The sequence below is a fragment of the Variovorax sp. Root411 genome, from assembly GCF_001425205.1.
In the GTDB taxonomy this organism is placed as follows: domain Bacteria; phylum Pseudomonadota; class Gammaproteobacteria; order Burkholderiales; family Burkholderiaceae_C; genus Variovorax.
This window is the reverse complement of sequence record NZ_LMDW01000017.1, coordinates 1-16738: the sequence shown is the minus strand read 5'-3', so window position 1 is coordinate 16738 and position 16738 is coordinate 1. Positions and strand designations below refer to the sequence as shown.

Sequence of the window (16738 nt, the reverse complement as noted above, 5' to 3'; positions counted from 1 at the left end):
TCGATGTCAGGCGGTGGTGGGTTGGTTCACCAATTGCGGCGCTGCCTCCTCCGGAACGCGTTCGCCCAGGTAGGCTTCGATGACCGCGGGCAGGTTCATGACCTCGGCGGGCGTGCCGTCCGCGATCTTGTCGCCCAGGTTGAGCACAACCACGCGGTCGCACATGTTCATGACCAGCTTGATGCGGTGCTCGACGACGAGGATCGACATGCCCTGCGCACGCAGGTGCTGCAGGATCTGCGCGAGCTCCAGGATCAGGCCGCCGCGCAGGCCGGCGGCCGGTTCGTCGAGCAGCAGCAGGCGCGGCTTGTTGACGATGGCGCGGGCCATCTCGACCAGCCGGCTCTGGCCGAAGGACAGGTCGCCGCCGCGGCGGTACGCGAGGTGCGCCACGCCCATGCTCGTCAGCGCCTCGAGCGCTGCAGCGCGGCTCAGCGCTTCACGGGCGCCGATCTGCCCGAGCGGCGCACGCCAGGCCACCATCACGTTCTCGAGCACGGTCATCGACTCCCAGAGCCGCACGTTCTGGAAGATGCGGGCCACGCCCTGGCCGTGGATCGTCCACGGCGCCTGGTTGTCGATCCGGTCACTGCCCAGTTCGATGCGGCCCTCGACGCCCACGGTGCCCGAGCAGGCGTTGATCATGGTCGATTTGCCCGAGCCGTTCGGGCCGATGAGTCCGAGGATCTCGCCACGCCGCACCTCGAAGCTGACGTGGTTCAGGGCTTTGACGCCGCCGAAGCTGCGGGTGACGCCTTGCACCTTGAGAAGCGCTTCGCCGGTCGCTGCCGAAGGCGCACGGCCGGCCAGGGCCGATGCCGCGGCTGTTGCAGCGGCCGTCAGGTTCAGCGGCGTGGCGGGCGCATCGCCCACGGGTTCTCGCTTGCCTGCCAGGAACGCGCCGAGCAGCCAGTCGCCCACCACGCCGAGGCCGCGCGGCGCCAGCAGCAGGATGACGACCACGCCGATGCCGAAGGCGGCCAGGTAATAGGTCTGCAAGCCGCGCAGGGCCTCAGGCAGCACGGTGATCACCAGCGCGCCGAGGAAGGTGCCGGCGATCGAGCCGAGGCCGCCGAGCACCACCATCAGCATCATCTTGATGCTCTCGAAGACGGTGAAGTTGGTCGGCGCGGCGAATCCGACGAGCAGCACGTAGAGGCCGCCGGCCAGCGCGGCCCACACGCTGCACACCACGAAGGCGATGGTCTTCACGCGGCGCGAGTCCACGCCCATGGCCTCCGCGGCGATCTCGTCGTCGCGCACCGCGCGCATGTTCCGGCCGATGCGCGTGCGATAGAAGAAGATGGTGATGCCGTAGACCAGCAGGCACACCGCCAGCAGTGGAAAGTACATCTGCTTGTCGATATGGTCGCCCAGCGCGGGGATGTTCAGCGTCGGAATGTCGCGCATGCCCATCGGTCCGCCGGTGAGGGACTCCTCGTTGAGCGCCACCATCCGGAAGATCTCGTTGAGAGCGAGCGTGACGATGGCCAGGTAGTGGCCCTTGATGCGCGTGCTCACCGCGCCCAGCAGCACGCCCACCGCCCCCGTCAGCAGCATCGCGGCCGGCAGCGCCACGAACCACGGCAGCGCCAGGCGCATCATGAACAGCGCGGTCGCATACGCGCCGAAGCCCACGAGCGCGGCCTGCCCGAGCACGATCTGGCCGGTGATGCCGGTCGCGACCTGCAGGCCCAGCGCCGCGATCGCGAAGATCCACGCCAGGTTGAGCACGTGCAGGTAGTAGATGTTGAGGTCCAGCGCGATCGGCAGCGCAAGGGCGGCCAGCACGGCGATCCACGCCAGGGGGCGCATCCAGGTCTTGGTCATGGTGCGTGGCTCCTCAGGCGCGGTCCGCGTTGCGTTCGGGCAGCAGCCCCTGTGGCCGCACGAGCAGGAAGATCAGCAGGACGCCGAACGCGATGGCGTCCTTGTAGGTCGAGGAGATCGTGAAGGCGCCCACGTTCTCGATCACGCCCAGCAGCACCCCCCCGAGGATGGCGCCCGGCACGCTGCCGAAGCCGCCGATGATCATCGCGACGAAACCCTTCAGGCCCACCAGCGTGCCCATCTCCGTCGTCACGTAGAACAGCGGCGCCAGCAGGATGCCCGCGAGTGCGGCCAGCACCGACGAGAACGCGAAGGTGCCCGCCAGCACGCGGTTGACCGGGATGCCCATGAGCTGGGCGGTCTCGCGGTCCAGCGCCGTGGCGCGCATGACTTTGCCGATGGTGGTGTAGCGCAGCACGAGGTACTGCAGCACCATCACCAGCACCACGATGACCATGATCACCAGTTGCTGCACCGGAATGCGCAGGCCGCCCACGTCGACCACGCCGTCGCCGAACGGGCTGGCGTAGAGCAGCGGCTCGGGGCCGTAGATGATGCGGGCCATCTCCTTGAGGAAGATGCCGAAGCCCACGGTGGCGATGATCGCGACCAGTGCCTTCTGCCGCTGCAGGCGCGCAAACACCAGCCGCGAGAACACCGCGCCAAGCAGGGCCATCACCGCCGCGGTCAGCAAAGCGGCCAGCCAGAAGGGCAGGTGCATGCTGGTCGTGAAGGTGGCAACGAAGACGAAGGCGGAGAAGGTCAGGAACTCGCCAGCGGCGAAATTGACGATCGCCATCGTGTTCCAAACGTAGGCGTAGCCGAGGGCGATCAGGGCATAGATGCAGCCCATGGCGAGGCCGCTGACGATCACTTGTCCGAGCATGTCGTTGTCTCCGGGGAAATGGATGCGGGCGGCGCGAGCCGGCGTCAGAGTGCGTCGACCATGCGTTGCAGGGCCACCATGCCGGGGTCGTCCATGCCGATGGTCTTGTCGGCGAACATGCGGGCGCGGCCGATACGGTTGGGCTTGTCGCGGAAGGCTTCCAGCGCGTCGCGCACGGCCTGGCGAGCGAGCTGGCGTGTATCGGAGCCCTCGGGCGCCGACTCCAGCGCGAGATGGATCGCGTGCAGGCTGTCGAGCACGGTCTTGTCGCCAAGGCTCGCACCGCCCCGCGCCGACAGCACACTGACCACTTCCGACAGCAGTGCGGCCATCTCCACGCGGCCCAGCGAGTGCACGCCGGCGCTGCGCTTCGCCGCGGTCATGAGCGCGACCGTCAGCAGCGTGCCGAAGCTCGATCCGGACGCCTTGGCCGACGCCTGGGCGCAGCGCTTGAAGATGCCCTCGAGCGCATCGGGGCGTTCCGGGACGGCCTGCGCCATCAACGTGGCGCATTTGTCCAGCGTCGCGCCCAGGTCGGCATCGCCCAGGCGGCCATCGAGCGCGTTGAGTTCGGGGGCCGCGGCGTGCATGGCGGCACACCAGCGCGGCACGGCAGCGGCGAGGATGGCGGCGTCGAGCATCAGCGCACGCTCCAGAAGGGGCAATCGGCCGGCGCGGCCAGCAGTGCCTCGAGTTCGGCATCGAGCTTCATCACGCTCAGCGAGGCGCCGGCCATTTCCATCGACGTGGCATACCGGCCCACGAGCGGACGGACGATCGCGATGCCGCGTTCCGAGAGGATCTGCGCGATGCGACGGTACAGGATGTAGAGCTCCTCGGCCGGCGTGGCGCCGAGGCTGTTGACGAGCACAGCCACGCGATCACCGCGTGCCAGGGCGAGTTCCGGCAACACGTGCGCAAGCATCTCGTCGGCCAGCGCGTCCGCCGTCTTGAGCGGCCCGCGCCAGATGCCGGGCTCGCCATGGATGCCCATGCCGAACTCCACTTCGTTCTCGCCGATCGTGAACGACGCCTGGCCGGATTCCGGCACCACGCACGGCGTGAGTGCCACGCCGATCGAGCGGCAGGCGTCATTCGCCTTGCGCGCCAGTGCGGCGACTTCATCGAGCGTCGCGCCCGCGGCGGCCTTCGCGCCCGCTGCCTTGTAGACCAACACCAGGCCCGCGACGCCCCGGCGCTTGTCGCGCTGCTCGGCTGGCGCGCTCGCCACGTCGTCCGCGACCCGCACCGAAGCCGTGGCCATGCCTTCGAGCTCCAGCATCTCTGCCGCCATCTCGAAGTTCATGCGGTCGCCGCCGTAGTTGCCGTACAGCTGCAATACCCCGGCTCCACCATCGGCCGCACGCATGGCCTCGATGCAGTCGTCCATGCGCGGCCCGGCGAACACGTTGCCCACGGCGCAGCTGTCGAGAAGGCCTTCGCCGACATAGCCGAGGAACACGGGCAGGTGGCCCGAGCCGCCGCCGGTCGCGATGCCGACCTTGCCCGGCACCGCGCCGCCGCTGCGGACGACGACGCGTCCACCTTCACCGCGGCGCTGCAGCTCGGGATGCGCCAGGCAAAGCCCGTCCAGCATCTGGTCGACGTAGGCATGGGGGTCGTTGAGGATCTTCTTCACGGTGGTTTCTGCCTGCTCAATGAAAACGGAATGCGCGCGGCCACGCGGCGCCGCCGATGGCGGTGCCACGGTGCCTTGCGATGACTCGATGGGCCTTTGCGGCGCCGCGCGCTAGCGGCGCGGCTCACCCGGCAAAGGAGACTCAGTCGGCCTTGAGCCGGCCGTCCTTGGTGGCCTGGGTAGCCAGCGCGTACTCGGCGTCGAGGATGCGCGCGAACTCCTGCGGCGTGCTGGACAGCGCAACGCTGCCAAGTTCGCGAGCGCTGTTGACCGTCTGCGGGTCCTTCACGGCTTGCGCGAGGGCGGCGGCGAGCTTGTCCTGCACGTCCTTGGGCGTACCACTGGGCGCGAGTACGCCGACGTAGGTGGTACCGTCGATCTCTCCGAAGCCGAGTTCCGCGACGGTCTGCACGCCGGGCAGCAAAGGATCGCGCGCCGGGCCCAGCACGGCCAGCGCCTGCAGCGCCCCGCCCTTGATGTGTTGCTGCGAACTGGTCACCTGGTCGAAGTGCACGTCAACCTGGCCGCCGATGAGGTCGATCAGTGCAGGGCCGGATCCCTTGTAGCTGACGGTCGTGAACTTGGCCTTGAGCAGGCTCTCGAGTTGCAGCAGCGCCAGGTGGTTGGGCGTGCCAGGTCCGGAATGCGCCGCGATCAGCTTGCCTTCGCCGGAACGTGCGTAAGCAGCCAGCTCCTTGAAGTTCTTGAACCGCGTTTCGTTCTTGCGCGCGAGCAGCACCATCGAACTCTTGTTCACCAACCCGAGGGGTGCGAAGCTCGTGCGGCTGTAGCTGGTCTTGACCATCTCCGGGACCGTGACCACGACACCCGCACCGCACAACAGCAGGGTGTAGCCGTCGGGCGCGGCACGCGCGACCTGCATCGCGCCGATCGAGCCGCCGGCACCGGCACGGTTGTCCACGATCACCGATTGACCCAAGACCTTGCCCAGGGCCACTGCCACGGTGCGGGCCACGATGTCAGTGTTGCCGCCGGGCGAGAAGGGCACCACGAGGGTGAGGGGCTTGTTCGGAAAACCTTGGGCCCAGGCCTGGCGGGCGAACGGGGCGCTCAGGGCCGCGGCCGCGCCCATGCCGAGAATCTGTCGACGCTGGATCTGCATGGTCATGTCTCCTGTCATTATTGGAAATGGGGCTCAGCTCACACGTTGAAACGCAGGACGTCTTCCATGGCCGCCTCGATCTTCTTGCGCTGCGCCGCGGTGGTGGCGGGCATCGGCGCGCGCGGCAGGCCGGCGTCGCAGCCCTGAAGTGCGATCGAGGTCTTGATGTTCGCCGGCAGGTTGTCGCCGATCAACGCGTTCCAGAAGGCGAGCATCGACTTGTGCATCTCGAGAGCTTTCACGTGATCGCCGGCCTGCACGGTGTTCCAGAGATTGACGCATACGCCGGGCAGCGCGGCCGGCGTTGCCGCGATCGTGCCGTGCGCGCCGAGCGCGAACGACGAGTACAGCAGCGCATCGACGGCGGAGAACACCTTGCAGCCCTCGGGCACGCCCAGCAGCAGATCGGCCATGAGCTTCAGGTCGCCCTGGCTCTGCTTGATGCCCTGCACGCCGGGCAGGTCCTTCATCAGGCGGATCATCTGTGCAGGGTTCAGGTAGTTCCATGGCACCACGTTGTAGATCACCACGGGAATGTCCACCGCTTCGGTCAGCGCCTTGAAGTGGTTGTGGGTGGCTTCCTCGTCCGGTTTGAAGAGGTAGTGCACCGGAGTCACCTGGAGGGCCGCGATGGGCAGGTGCGAGACCGCCTTGGCGCGGTTGATCGCGTCACGGGTGCTGTTCGAGATGATGCCCGCGACGATCGGCACCTGGCCGGCCACTTCGGCGGCCGTGATCTCCATCACCCGCTTGAATTCCTCGACGGTGAAAGTGTGGCCTTCGCCGGTGCTGCCGCCGGGGCACACGCCGTGCACCTTCTTGTCCAGGTTGAACCGGATCACCTTGCGGAAAGCCGCTTCATCGATGCTGCCATCGGCGGTGAAAGGCGTGACGAGAGGCGGGATGACGCCGGTGAGATCAAGACCCATGAGAACTGCTCCGTTGAACGATGAGGAAGGACTGGCACGCGACAGTGTCGCGCTGAGATCAAACTATACTCCAACTAACATGTTAGATGAATGTCAGTATTAACCCTAGATCGGGGACAATGCCTTTCCAGGGCATTGCGCCACTACCCACGATTGCCATGAATTTCCCCGTCGCCGCTTCGACCGAGTCATCCAAACCCCCCGTGGAAGGGGAGCCGGTGAACCAGCGCAGCCGCGCCTACCAGGGCTTTCGCCAGCAAATCATCGATGCCAGGATCCGGCCGGGGCAGTTCGTGTCCCAGCGCGAACTGATGGAACTGCTGGAGATGCCGTTGGCTGCGGTGCGGGAACTGGTGCCGCGGCTGGAGGCGGCTGGCCTGATCAAGACGGTGCCCAAACGGGGCCTTCAGATCGCCTCGGTCGACATGAAGCTGATCCGCAATGCCTGGCAGGTGCGTGCGATGGTCGAGCGAGAGGCCGTTGTGAACTTCGCGCGCGTAGCCAGTGCCGAAACCATCGAGCGATTGATTGAGAGCCACGAGGCCATTCTGGAACGGGCGATCAAGCCTCGGCCCGACGAGGCGTTGGAGCGCGACGCGCAAGCAGTCGACTGGGGCCTGCACGACCAGATGGTGGACGCCATCGGCAACGAGATCCTGTCGGAAATCTACCGTGTCAACAGCCTGCACGTGCGCCTGATCCGCTACGACGCCGATTCGATGCGCCCGGTGCAGGTGGTGCCGGCGATGCGCGAGCACCTGGAGTTTCTCCACGCGCTTGCAGCGCGAGACGCCGACGCGGCGCTCGCACACATGATGTCGCACATCGAGCAGTCCAAGCATCGCGTGCTGGCTGGCATGCTGCGCGTGGGACAGGACGCGCCGTATCGTCCATAGCGCACTGCTGGTGGTGAGCGCGGATATTTCATCGGTAGAGGGCGCAACTTCGTGCCGGTACTGCCGGGCTCAGGCCGGCGAGAAGGCCTGAAGCGACCGCGTTACATCCGGCCTCTCGCAGTCGAATAAACTCCGGCCCGCTTGCAGCTTGTATTCGTGCTGCGCCGCCATAGGCAACATGGCGAAATCAAACCTACTAGGAACTCAGTTGAACCGCATCGAACTCGTCGAAAAAATCGTCACCGCCCACAACGTCAGCAAGGCAGAAGCCGCGCGTATCCTCGAGACCGTCACGGGCTCGATCGTCGCCGCAGTGAAGAAGGGTGACCCCGTCCAGATCGTCGGCTTCGGCACTTTCAAGCAAGTGGCGCGCGCCGCACGCTCGGGCTTCAACCCCAGCGCCGGCACCAAGATCAAGATCGCCGCACAGAAGGTGCCGAAGTTCGTGCCGGGCGCCGCCTTCAAGGCTGCCGTTGATCCGAAGGCCGCGAAGCGCAAGGCCGACAAGGCCGTGGTTGCAAAGCCCGCCGCCAAGAAGGCTGCACCCGCAAAGAAGGCTGCCGCAGCCGCCAAGAAGGCCGTGGCTGCAAAGAAGAAGTAAGAACCGGCAGTGATGCACCACGGCCTCGTGCTGCGGACGCAGAACAATGAAGAACGGCCCCTCGGGGCCGTTTTTTCATGGGCGGTGCAGATGCACAGCGCTTCAGTCGGTCTGGATCACGCCCTCGCTCAGATAGCGCTGGTACTCGTCAAGCGGAATGGCCGTCGTCTGCATGTTGCCGGCATCGCCCCAACTGAGCACGGCGCTGTCGGGTGCCAGCTCGACCTCGATCGGTCCTTGGGGAATGAGGATCAAGGGACCGTCGCCGGCCCGGTATTCGACATTTCCTGTGACTTTCGCGTTAGCTGGCATGGGTTCGTTCCTCGGGGTATTGGGGAATATGGAAGGCGGAACTCGAGCGTATCGAATCTGGCGCTGTTCGGGGTCATCGCGGCGCGGCGACCCGTGTAGGTGGGACGGCCGTCAGAGGCTCCATCCAGCGTTCGCCGACGCCGTGACTTCGCGTAGGCCGATGTCGCAAGCCGGATTTGCCCCTCTTCGGCGGATTTAGCATCGAACTCGTCTGCCGCCGACGGCAGAGCTTTGTTTGCCGATCCATGTTTTTTGCAAAGGAATCCGTCATGAAAACCATGAATCTCCGCACGCTGGCGCTTTCGTCCGCCGTGGCGGCGTGCAGCCTGGCTTTTGTCGGGTGCACCACCACGCGGCCGCAGGATCAAGCCAGCGGCGCGTCTTCGCGCACTTCCATCGACGCCCAGGTCGATGCTTCGTTGTCGAAGCTGTACGACTCCGTGAAGGGGTCGCGCGATCTGGTCGCCAGGTCGAGCGGGGTGCTGGTGTTTCCCGCCGTGGTGGGTGCCAGCATGGGCGTGGGCGCCGAGTATGGCCGCGGCGCGTTGCGCGTGAACGGTCGCACGCAGTCCTACTACAGCACCACCGCAGGGTCGGTGGGCTTCCAGGCAGGTGCGCAGTCGAAGGCCGTGATCTACGTGTTCACCACGCAGGCGGCGCTGGACAAGTTCCGCAGCAGCAAGGGCTGGACGGCAGGTGCCGACGCCACGGTCGCGCTCGCGACCATCGGGGCCAATGGCAGCATCGACACGAACACGCTGCGCCAGCCGGTGGTGGGCTTCGTGATGACGAACGTGGGGCTGGAGGCCGGCGTCTCGCTGTCGGGCGCGAAGATCAGCGAAATCCAGCTGTAGGAAAACGCATCGGCCTGCCTGTGCAGGCCGATGCGCTCAATGGCCGAGTTGCGCCCGCAGTTCGGCCACTTGCCGGCGCAGGGTTTCGTTCTCGGCCGTGAGTTCGGCCACGCGCTGTTCCAGCGCCTGCATCGTGTCTGGCGCGTCATGCGCATCCGCTTCGGCGGACTCTTCGCGCGGCTTCTTCTTCGACTCGCGCACGCGCTTGGCGGCCTGCTTGAGTTCGTCCTTGCCGGCGTTCGCGGCCGAGACCTGCTCCTCGGCCGGCAGCGTGGCGACCGCGGCCGCGGTGTTGATCGAGATCACGCCCGACTTCACGGCAGCCACCAATTCCGGCGCGGCCTGCTTCTGGATCTTTTCGATCATGCCCACCTGGCTGCTGCTCAGCCGCGCGGCGCGGGCGATGGCTTCGCGGCTGTTCAGCGGGGCGGGCGGTGGCATGGCGGTGCCATCGGCGGGCGGATCGACGTCGAACGGCGGGTCGGACGCATCGTGCGCGGCGTCCGGCGACGACGCCGGCTGCGCCACCGCGCGGGTGCGCTGCTGATCGACGATGTCCTTCTTGCGCAGCGCGAGCACGCCGCGCAGGAAGTCGGAGATGCTGCGCCGGCCCAGGTGCTGGTCGATCATCCAGAGGTGCACGTCGTCGATGGTCTTGAAGCGCGTGTTCTGCACCGTCTGGAACGGGAGATCGTGCTTCTGGCAGATGCCGTAGCGGTTGTGGCCATCCACCAGCACATCGCCCCACAGCACCAGCGCGTCGCGGCAGCCCTCGGCGAGGATGCTGCGTTCGAGTGCTTCGTATTCCTCCGGCGTCAGGGGGTCGATATAGGCTTTGAGGTCTTCGTTGACGACGATATTCATGAGGCAGAGGGCGCGGCGGGAAGGGCGGGTAGGACGGGGAAAAGGGGCGAGATTTTAGATGCCCGGGCCGGGGTGCCTCGGGATACCCGTCGGAACGTCGTCGAGGCATTTCCGATGTCTCTGTTTGGTGCGCCCAAACGTCTATGGAAGTGAGGGCACATCGCAAATCTGGGGTGTCATCCTTTCGTAAACAGTAATGATTCTTATTTAAATATGCAGCCCATGTCTTCGCCCGAGTCATCGCTGGGAGATGTTTTCGTCGCCAACCGGGCCCAGCTCTGGCACGTTGCCCGCAGGATCGTGCGCACCACCGACCTCGCGGACGACGTGGTGCAGGATGCCTACCTCCGTATCGCCGACGGCGTCTGCCGCAAGATCGACAAGCCCATGGGCTACTGCTGCCAGGTGGTGCGCAACCTGGCGCTCGACCATTGCCGCCGCCAGTCGCTCGAGGCCACCTACCGCACCTTCGACATCGACGTCGAGACACTGGACGTGCCCGGGCCACCTTCGCCGGATTGCCTGATGCGCGACCGCCAGGCCGTCGGCCTGATCGAGCAGGCGCTGTCGCGGCTTCCCGCGAGAACGCGCGCGGCGTTCCAGCTCTACCGCCTCGAAGGCCTCACGCAGCGCGGCATCGCGGCGCAGCTGGGCTGCGCGCTCGGGCTCGTGAACCGCCTCATCGCCGAGGCTGACGAAGCCGTCGGCGCCATGCGCTACCTGATCAACGATTGACGCGCGCGACGCCCCGGGGGAGTGAACAGATTCGCTCCCGAACCGTCATGTTGATCAGAAGCGCAGCAATCGACCGCCCGCCGGTCCGGTTGCCCGCCCGCTTTCCTGCCGCTTCCCCGATAACCGCACAAGGACGCACCATGTCTACCAGCTGCTTCGACCGCGAAGACGAAACCTTCATCGTCCTGGTCAACCACGAAGACCAATACTCCATCTGGCCGCATTGGAAGGCTGTGCCCAGCGGCTGGGTGGCCGTCGACGGCGTCAAGGGCGACAAGAAGACTGCGCTCGACTACGTCGAGAAGAACTGGACCGACATGCGTCCGAAGTCGCTGCGCGACTGGATGGCGGCGCAGGAAGGTGTGCCTTCCGCGCAGGCTGCCGCGCTCTGATGGCCGTGCCGGCGAGGGTGTCGCTGCTGTGCCTGCCGTGCGCGGGCGCCAGCGCAACGATGTACCTGCGCTGGCGGCCCCTGCTGCCGCGCTGGATCGAGATCGTGCCCGTCGAGCTGCCGGGCCGCGGCATGCGCATGGGCGAGCGCTTCGTCGAAAGCTTCGACGCCCAGGTCGCGCGCATCTGCGCCGAACAGGCCGATGCGATGCAGGGCAGCTTCATGCTCTTCGGCCACAGCATGGGTGCATTGCTGGCCTATGGCGTTGCGCGGCGGCTTCGCGCGCTGGGCCGCCCGTTGCCGCGGGGCTTGCTCGCATCGGGCAGTTCGGCGCCATCGCAGCGCGATCCCGGCCGCTTGCCTGGCACGCATGACGACGCCGCGCTGACCGCCGAGCTGCGCAAGCAGGGCGGCACTCCCGAAGAGGTGTTCGCCAGCGCCGAGCTGATGCGCATCACCCTCGACACGCTGGGTGCCGACTACCGCGTTTGCAAAAGCTTCACCTATGCGGTGGATGCGCCATTGCCCATGCCCCTGCACGTCTTCGCGGGCCGTCAGGACGACATCGACGCGCAGCGCATCGACGCCTGGTCGGCGCATGCCGGCGACGCGTTCACGCTCGACTGGTTCGATGGTGGCCACTTCTTCATCCGCCAGCGCGAAGCCGCGTTCCTCGATGCATTGACGCGGCGCGTGGGCCAGGCCGTGGCCGGGGGACGGCATGCACCCCATGCGGTTGCATGACGCCTTGCCCGAACGCGGCCGGCCCGACGCCGGCTGCGCCCTTTCCACCTATCTGAAGTGAGCGAGATGGCACGCACAACGAAAACCGCAATGGCGGCGCTGAACCAGGGACACCCCGAATCCGCGAACTTCGTGGAACACCTGCGGGCATTGGCGCAGGCGCGGCCCGACGATGTCTGGCTCACGGTGGTCGGCGAAGCGAACGGCGCCCACTTCGAGAAGCCCGTCAGCTACGCCGCCTTCGAGTCGCGCGTACGTGCGCTGGCGGCGCGCCTGCAACAGCAGTTTGCGAAAGGCGACCGCGCCCTCGTCATGCTGGACAACGACGACCACTACGCCGTGAGCATGCTGGCGTGCTTCTATGCCGGCGTGATCGCCGTGCCCGTGTTTCCGCCTGAATCCATGCGGCCCCAGCATCTCGCGCGCCTGACGGGCATCGCAGGCGACTCGCAGGCCCGCTGCATCCTCACCTCATCGGCGATGCAGGCTGCAATGAAGAGTGCCGCAGAGTCGTTCGCGCAGGCGTCGACGATCGCCGTGGATGCGGTGGACAACGCTCTCGCCGACGCATGGACCCCGTTCTCGCCCGCGCAGGACGACCCCGCATTCCTGCAATACACCTCAGGCTCGACCTCCGCGCCCAAGGGCGTGATCGTGACGCACGGCAACCTCATGGCCAACGAGCGTGCCATCCGCGAGGGCATGGGCATCGGGCCGGATGACAAGTTCGTGTCGTGGGCGCCGCTGTATCACGACATGGGCCTGATCGGCGGCCTCATGCAGCCGCTCTACAGCGGCATTCCGCTGGTGCTGACTTCGCCGCGCTACTTCCTCGAAAGCCCGGTGCGCTGGCTCGAACTCATCTCGCGCCACCGCGCCACGCTGAGCGGCGGCCCCGACTTCGCCTACCGCCTGTGCCTCGACCGCGTGAAGGGATCGCGGCTCGCGGGGCTCGACTTGTCGAGCTGGCGCGTGGCCTACACCGGCGCCGAGCCCGTGCGCGCCGACACCGAAACCGAATTTATCGAGCGGTTCGCGCCCGTGGGCTTCGACCCCCGCGCGGCGTACCCCTGCTACGGCCTGGCCGAGGCGACCCTGTTCGTCACCGGTGGACAACGCGGCGGCGGGTTGGTCGCGCGCAGCTTCTCGACCGAAGCGCTCGCAAGAGGCGAGGGTGTTGAAGGCGCGGGCGGCACCATGCTGGTAGGCTGCGGCGCCGTGCCCGAGGGCCACGAAGTGCGCATCGCCGACACTGCCTCGCTGGCCGCGCTCGGCACGGGCCGCGTCGGCGAGATCTGGGCCAGCGGCCCGAGCATCTGCGCCGGCTACTGGAACAAGCCCGCCGAAACCCGCGAGACCTTTGCCGAGCATGAAGGCCGGCGCTGGCTGCGCACCGGCGATCTCGGCTTCCAGCACGACGGGCAGCTCTACGTCACGGGCCGCATCAAGGACTTGATCATCGTCCGCGGCCACAACATCTATCCGCAGGACATCGAGCGCACCATCGAAGCCGAGGTCGAGGCCGTGCGCAAGGGCCGCGTCGCCGCGTTCGCGGTGGCGGGGCCGCAAGGCGAGGGCATCGGCGTGGCGGCCGAGGTGTCGCGCAGCATGCAGAAGCTGGTGGCGCCGCACGTGCTCGTCGAGGTGCTCGGCGCTGCCGTGAGCGAGGTGTTCGGCGAAGCGCCGGCCGTTGTGGCGCTGCTGAACCCCGGCGCGCTGCCCAAGACCTCCAGCGGCAAGCTCCAGCGCCAGGCGTGCCGCGTGGGGCTCGCGGCGCGCAGCCTCGATGCCTACGCGATTCACGAGCACGGGGCCTTCACGCTCGGCGGTGGTGCGCCGCTCCCGGCCGACGCGCCGGTGCTCGACGATGTCGCGCAGGCGGTGGCGGGCATCTGGCGCGAAGTGCTCAGGTGGCCCGAAGGGCGCACGCCGGCGCACGACGCTCACTTCTTCACCTCGGGCGGCAATTCGCTCGCGGCGGTGCAGGCAGCTGCACGCATCGCGCGGCGCTGGAATATCGAGTTCGGCATCCGCGACCTGTTCGAACAGCCCCGGCTGAACGCCTGCGCGGATGCAGTGCGCAGCCGCAATGCGAACCCGGTCTCTGCTGCGTCCAGCGCGGCCATCGAGCCGCTGTCCGCCGAGCGCCGGCTGCAGCCGTTGCCGCTGTCGCATGCGCAGGAACGCCAGTGGTTCCTGTGGAGGCTCTCGCCGCAAAGCACCGCGTATCACATGAGCGGTGCGCTTCGCCTGTCGGGCGTGCTGGACACCGCTGCGATGCACGCCGCATTCGAAGACATTGCTGCGCGCCACGAGTCGCTGCGCACGGTGTTCCTCGGCGGTGCGGACGGCACAGCCGAACAGCTGATCAGCCCGACGTGGACGCCATTGCTGAACCTCGTCGACTTGAGCCACCTCCCGCCCGGCGAACGCGAAGCACGCGCGGCCGAGGAAGCGCGGCGCCTTCACGCCACGCCCTTCGACCTGATGAAAGGGCCGCTGCTGCGCGTGGCGCTGGTGCGCCTGTCGGACACGTCGCACCTGCTCGTGGTGGTGATGCACCACATCATTTCGGACAGCGCGTCGATGCAGGTGCTGCTCGACGAATTCGCGGCCGGCTATGCCGCGCGGCTGCAGGGCGACACGCAGCGCCGTGCCGGCGCGCGCGTCCAGTACGTGGACCATGCCGTGTGGCAGCGCGGCTGGCTGGCCGCTGGTGAAGCCGAACGGCAGTTGGCTTGGTGGCGCGAGCAGCTCGGCGACGAGCCCCCTGTGCTTGCAGTGCCGACCGACCGTCCTCGCACCGCGCAGATCGGCTACAGCGCGGCGCGGCACAGCGTCGATGTGCCCGCCGCGCTGCTGGCCGGCCTGCGCCAATCCGCGGCGTCCGAAGGTGCGACGCTCTTCATGGTGCTGCTGGCCGGGTTCCAGGCGCTGCTGCATCGCTATACCGGACTGGAAGACATCCGCGTCGGCGCGCCGGTGGCCAACCGCAGCCGGGTCGAGGCCGATAGCGTCATCGGCTTTTTCGTCAACACGCTGGTGCTGCGCAACCCGGTCGGCGCGCGCATGCGCCTGTCGCAGGTCGTCGCGCAGGCCCGGGAGGCGGTGCTGGGCGCGCAGACGCACCAGGACCTGCCGTTCGAGCAGCTGGTCGAGGCGCTGCAACCGCAGCGCAGCCTGGGCCAGAGTCCGCTGTTCCAGGTGATGTTCAATCACCTGGTGGAAGACTACCGGGCGCTGGCGCAATTGCCGGGGCTCGAAGTGGCGCACTACGCGCTGCCCGATGGAGAGGCGCAATTCGAGCTGGTGCTCGAAGCGCGCGAGACGCCCGATAGCAAGTTGACACTGGGCTTCGTCTACGCGGCGGAGTTGTTCGACCGTGAGACGGTCGAGCGGATGGCGGGGCACTATGTGGCGGTGCTGCAGGCGCTGGCCTGGCAGCCCGAACTGGCGGTGGGTGACGTGGCACTGGTGGGTGCTGCGGAGCGCGCACAGCTGGCGGCCTGGGGCGAGAACACGCATCGCCACGAAGGCGCACAGCCCGTGTACCGGCAGATCGAGGCGCATGCGAAGTCGAAGCCTTCGGCACCCGCGCTGGTCTTCGGTGACGAGGCGCTGAGCTATGCCGAACTCAATGCGCGCGCGAACCGGTTGGCGCATCGCCTGATCTCGCTGGGCGTGGCGCCCGACGTGTTGGTCGGCATCTGCGCAGAGCGCTCCACCGAGATGCTGGTGGGCATCCTTGCCGTGCTCAAGGCCGGTGGCGCCTACGTGCCCCTGGACCCCGAGTACCCGGCAGACCGCCTCGCCTACATGGTCGAAGACAGCGGCATCTCCTTGCTGCTCACTCAGAGCCACCTGCGTTTGTTGGTCCCCGGCACCGAAGCCCTCCAGGTGCTCGAACTCGACACGCTCGATACCTCTTCGGAGTCCGAAGCCGATCCTCAGGTCCCCCTGCACGGCGNGTTGGTCCCCGGCACCGAAGCCCTCCAGGTGCTCGAACTCGACACGCTCGATACCTCTTCGGAGTCCGAAGCCGATCCTCAGGTCCCCCTGCACGGCGAACACCTCGCCTACGTCATCTACACCTCTGGCTCCACCGGCCGCCCCAAGGGTGCAGCCATCCGCCACGCGGCACTCTTCAGTTGCATGGCCTGGATGCAGGCGTTCTACACACTCGCAGGTGCCGACACCGTGCTGCACAAGGCCCCGTTCGGCTTCGATGTGTCGGTGTGGGAGATGTTCTGGCCGCTGACCTCCGGTGCCCGGCTGGTCATCGCCAACCCCGGCGATCATCGCGACCCGGTGCGCCTGGTCGAACTGATCCGGAAGCACCAGATCACGACGCTGAACTTCGTGCCCTCGATGCTGCAGGCCTTCCTGGCGTACGAAGGCATCGAGGCAACGACAAAGTTGAAGCACATCATCTGCGGTGGCGAAGCGATGCCCGCGGCCACGCAGAAGGAAGCGCTGCAACGCCTGGGCGGCGCCACGCTGCAGAACCTGTACGGCCCGACCGAGACCACCATCCACGTCACCCAGTGGACATGCCGCGACGACGGCAGCACGCAGGTGCCGATCGGCCGTCCGATCAGCGACACGCTGGCGCATGTGCTGGATGGGAGCCTGAACGAAGTCCCGGTGGGCGTGGCCGGCGAGCTGTACCTGGGCGGCATGCACCTCGCACGCGGCTACCTCAAGCGCGCCGGCCTGACCGCCGAGCGCTTCATTGCCACCGACAACGGCAGCAGGCTGTACCGCACCGGTGACCTGGTGCGCTGGAGCAACGAGGGCCAGCTGGAGTACCTGGGGCGCATCGACCACCAGGTGAAGGTGCGGGGCTTGCGCATCGAGCTGGGGGAGATCGAGGCGCAGCTGCAGGCGCAGCCTGAAGTCCGCGAAGCCGTCGTTGTCGCCAACGAAGGCCCCTC

Annotated in this window: 15 protein-coding genes and 1 pseudogene; 8 read left to right on the top strand and 8 right to left on the bottom strand. The window is 67.2% G+C overall.

The window, feature by feature from the left end:
- Positions 1 to 6 precede the first annotated feature (6 nt).
- The 6 genes from ASC92_RS20575 to ASC92_RS20550 form a co-directional block, all read right to left on the bottom strand.
- Positions 7 to 1830: an ABC transporter permease subunit gene (locus ASC92_RS20575; RefSeq protein ID WP_056519209.1), complete on the bottom strand. Its 1824-nt coding sequence runs from the start codon at positions 1828 to 1830 to the stop codon at positions 7 to 9.
- A gap of 13 nt (positions 1831 to 1843) precedes the next feature.
- Complete coding sequence (locus ASC92_RS20570; protein WP_056519206.1) at positions 1844 to 2716, bottom strand: branched-chain amino acid ABC transporter permease; 873 nt, start codon at positions 2714 to 2716, stop codon at positions 1844 to 1846.
- Positions 2717 to 2760: 44 nt separating this feature from the next.
- Positions 2761 to 3357, bottom strand: a complete 597-nt coding sequence (locus ASC92_RS20565; RefSeq protein WP_056519202.1) for a DAK2 domain-containing protein — start codon at positions 3355 to 3357, stop codon at positions 2761 to 2763.
- Complete coding sequence (locus ASC92_RS20560; RefSeq protein WP_056519901.1) at positions 3357 to 4355, bottom strand: dihydroxyacetone kinase subunit DhaK; 999 nt, start codon at positions 4353 to 4355, stop codon at positions 3357 to 3359. Before ASC92_RS20560 ends, ASC92_RS20565 begins: the two co-directional genes overlap by 1 nt.
- 142 nt (positions 4356 to 4497) lie before the next feature.
- On the bottom strand, positions 4498 to 5484 hold the full coding sequence (locus ASC92_RS20555) for a Bug family tripartite tricarboxylate transporter substrate binding protein (RefSeq protein ID WP_056519199.1): 987 nt from the start codon (positions 5482 to 5484) through the stop codon (positions 4498 to 4500).
- Positions 5485 to 5516: 32 nt separating this feature from the next.
- Positions 5517 to 6407, bottom strand: a complete 891-nt coding sequence (locus ASC92_RS20550; protein WP_056519196.1) for a dihydrodipicolinate synthase family protein — start codon at positions 6405 to 6407, stop codon at positions 5517 to 5519.
- A gap of 218 nt (positions 6408 to 6625) precedes the next feature.
- On the opposite strand from ASC92_RS20550, the gene ASC92_RS20545 reads away from it, so the two are divergent.
- Together ASC92_RS20545 and ASC92_RS20540 are read left to right on the top strand one after the other, a co-directional pair.
- Complete coding sequence (locus ASC92_RS20545; protein ID WP_235505919.1) at positions 6626 to 7303, top strand: GntR family transcriptional regulator; 678 nt, start codon at positions 6626 to 6628, stop codon at positions 7301 to 7303.
- A gap of 208 nt (positions 7304 to 7511) precedes the next feature.
- Positions 7512 to 7904: an HU family DNA-binding protein gene (locus ASC92_RS20540; protein WP_056519193.1), complete on the top strand. Its 393-nt coding sequence runs from the start codon at positions 7512 to 7514 to the stop codon at positions 7902 to 7904.
- Between the two features lie 102 nt (positions 7905 to 8006).
- On the opposite strand, the gene ASC92_RS20535 is transcribed toward ASC92_RS20540, so the two are convergent.
- The gene (locus ASC92_RS20535; RefSeq protein WP_056519190.1) at positions 8007 to 8216 is read right to left on the bottom strand and encodes a hypothetical protein; all 210 of its coding nucleotides are present in this window, start codon (positions 8214 to 8216) and stop codon (positions 8007 to 8009) included.
- 269 nt (positions 8217 to 8485) lie between these two features.
- On the opposite strand from ASC92_RS20535, the gene ASC92_RS20530 reads away from it, so the two are divergent.
- The gene (locus tag ASC92_RS20530) at positions 8486 to 9070 is read left to right on the top strand and encodes a YSC84-related protein (RefSeq protein ID WP_056519187.1); all 585 of its coding nucleotides are present in this window, start codon (positions 8486 to 8488) and stop codon (positions 9068 to 9070) included.
- 36 nt (positions 9071 to 9106) lie between these two features.
- On the opposite strand, the gene ASC92_RS20525 is transcribed toward ASC92_RS20530, so the two are convergent.
- Complete coding sequence (locus tag ASC92_RS20525; protein WP_056519185.1) at positions 9107 to 9934, bottom strand: hypothetical protein; 828 nt, start codon at positions 9932 to 9934, stop codon at positions 9107 to 9109.
- 222 nt (positions 9935 to 10156) lie between these two features.
- On the opposite strand from ASC92_RS20525, the gene ASC92_RS20520 reads away from it, so the two are divergent.
- The 5 genes and pseudogenes from ASC92_RS20520 to ASC92_RS29380 all read left to right on the top strand — a co-directional run.
- Entirely contained in the window at positions 10157 to 10669 is a 513-nt protein-coding gene (locus tag ASC92_RS20520; protein WP_157609088.1) for a sigma-70 family RNA polymerase sigma factor, read from the top strand.
- A gap of 140 nt (positions 10670 to 10809) precedes the next feature.
- Complete coding sequence (locus tag ASC92_RS20515) at positions 10810 to 11061, top strand: MbtH family protein (protein ID WP_056519179.1); 252 nt, start codon at positions 10810 to 10812, stop codon at positions 11059 to 11061.
- Positions 11061 to 11804, top strand: a complete 744-nt coding sequence (locus ASC92_RS20510) for a thioesterase II family protein (protein WP_235505917.1) — start codon at positions 11061 to 11063, stop codon at positions 11802 to 11804. Before ASC92_RS20515 ends, ASC92_RS20510 begins: the two co-directional genes overlap by 1 nt.
- Before the next feature lie 66 nt (positions 11805 to 11870).
- A pseudogene (locus ASC92_RS20505) lies at positions 11871 to 15771 on the top strand (condensation domain-containing protein); the annotation flags it as partial.
- Between the two features lies 1 nt (position 15772).
- The coding region (locus tag ASC92_RS29380; RefSeq protein ID WP_235505942.1) for an amino acid adenylation domain-containing protein at positions 15773 to 16738 on the top strand (966 nt) is incomplete at both ends.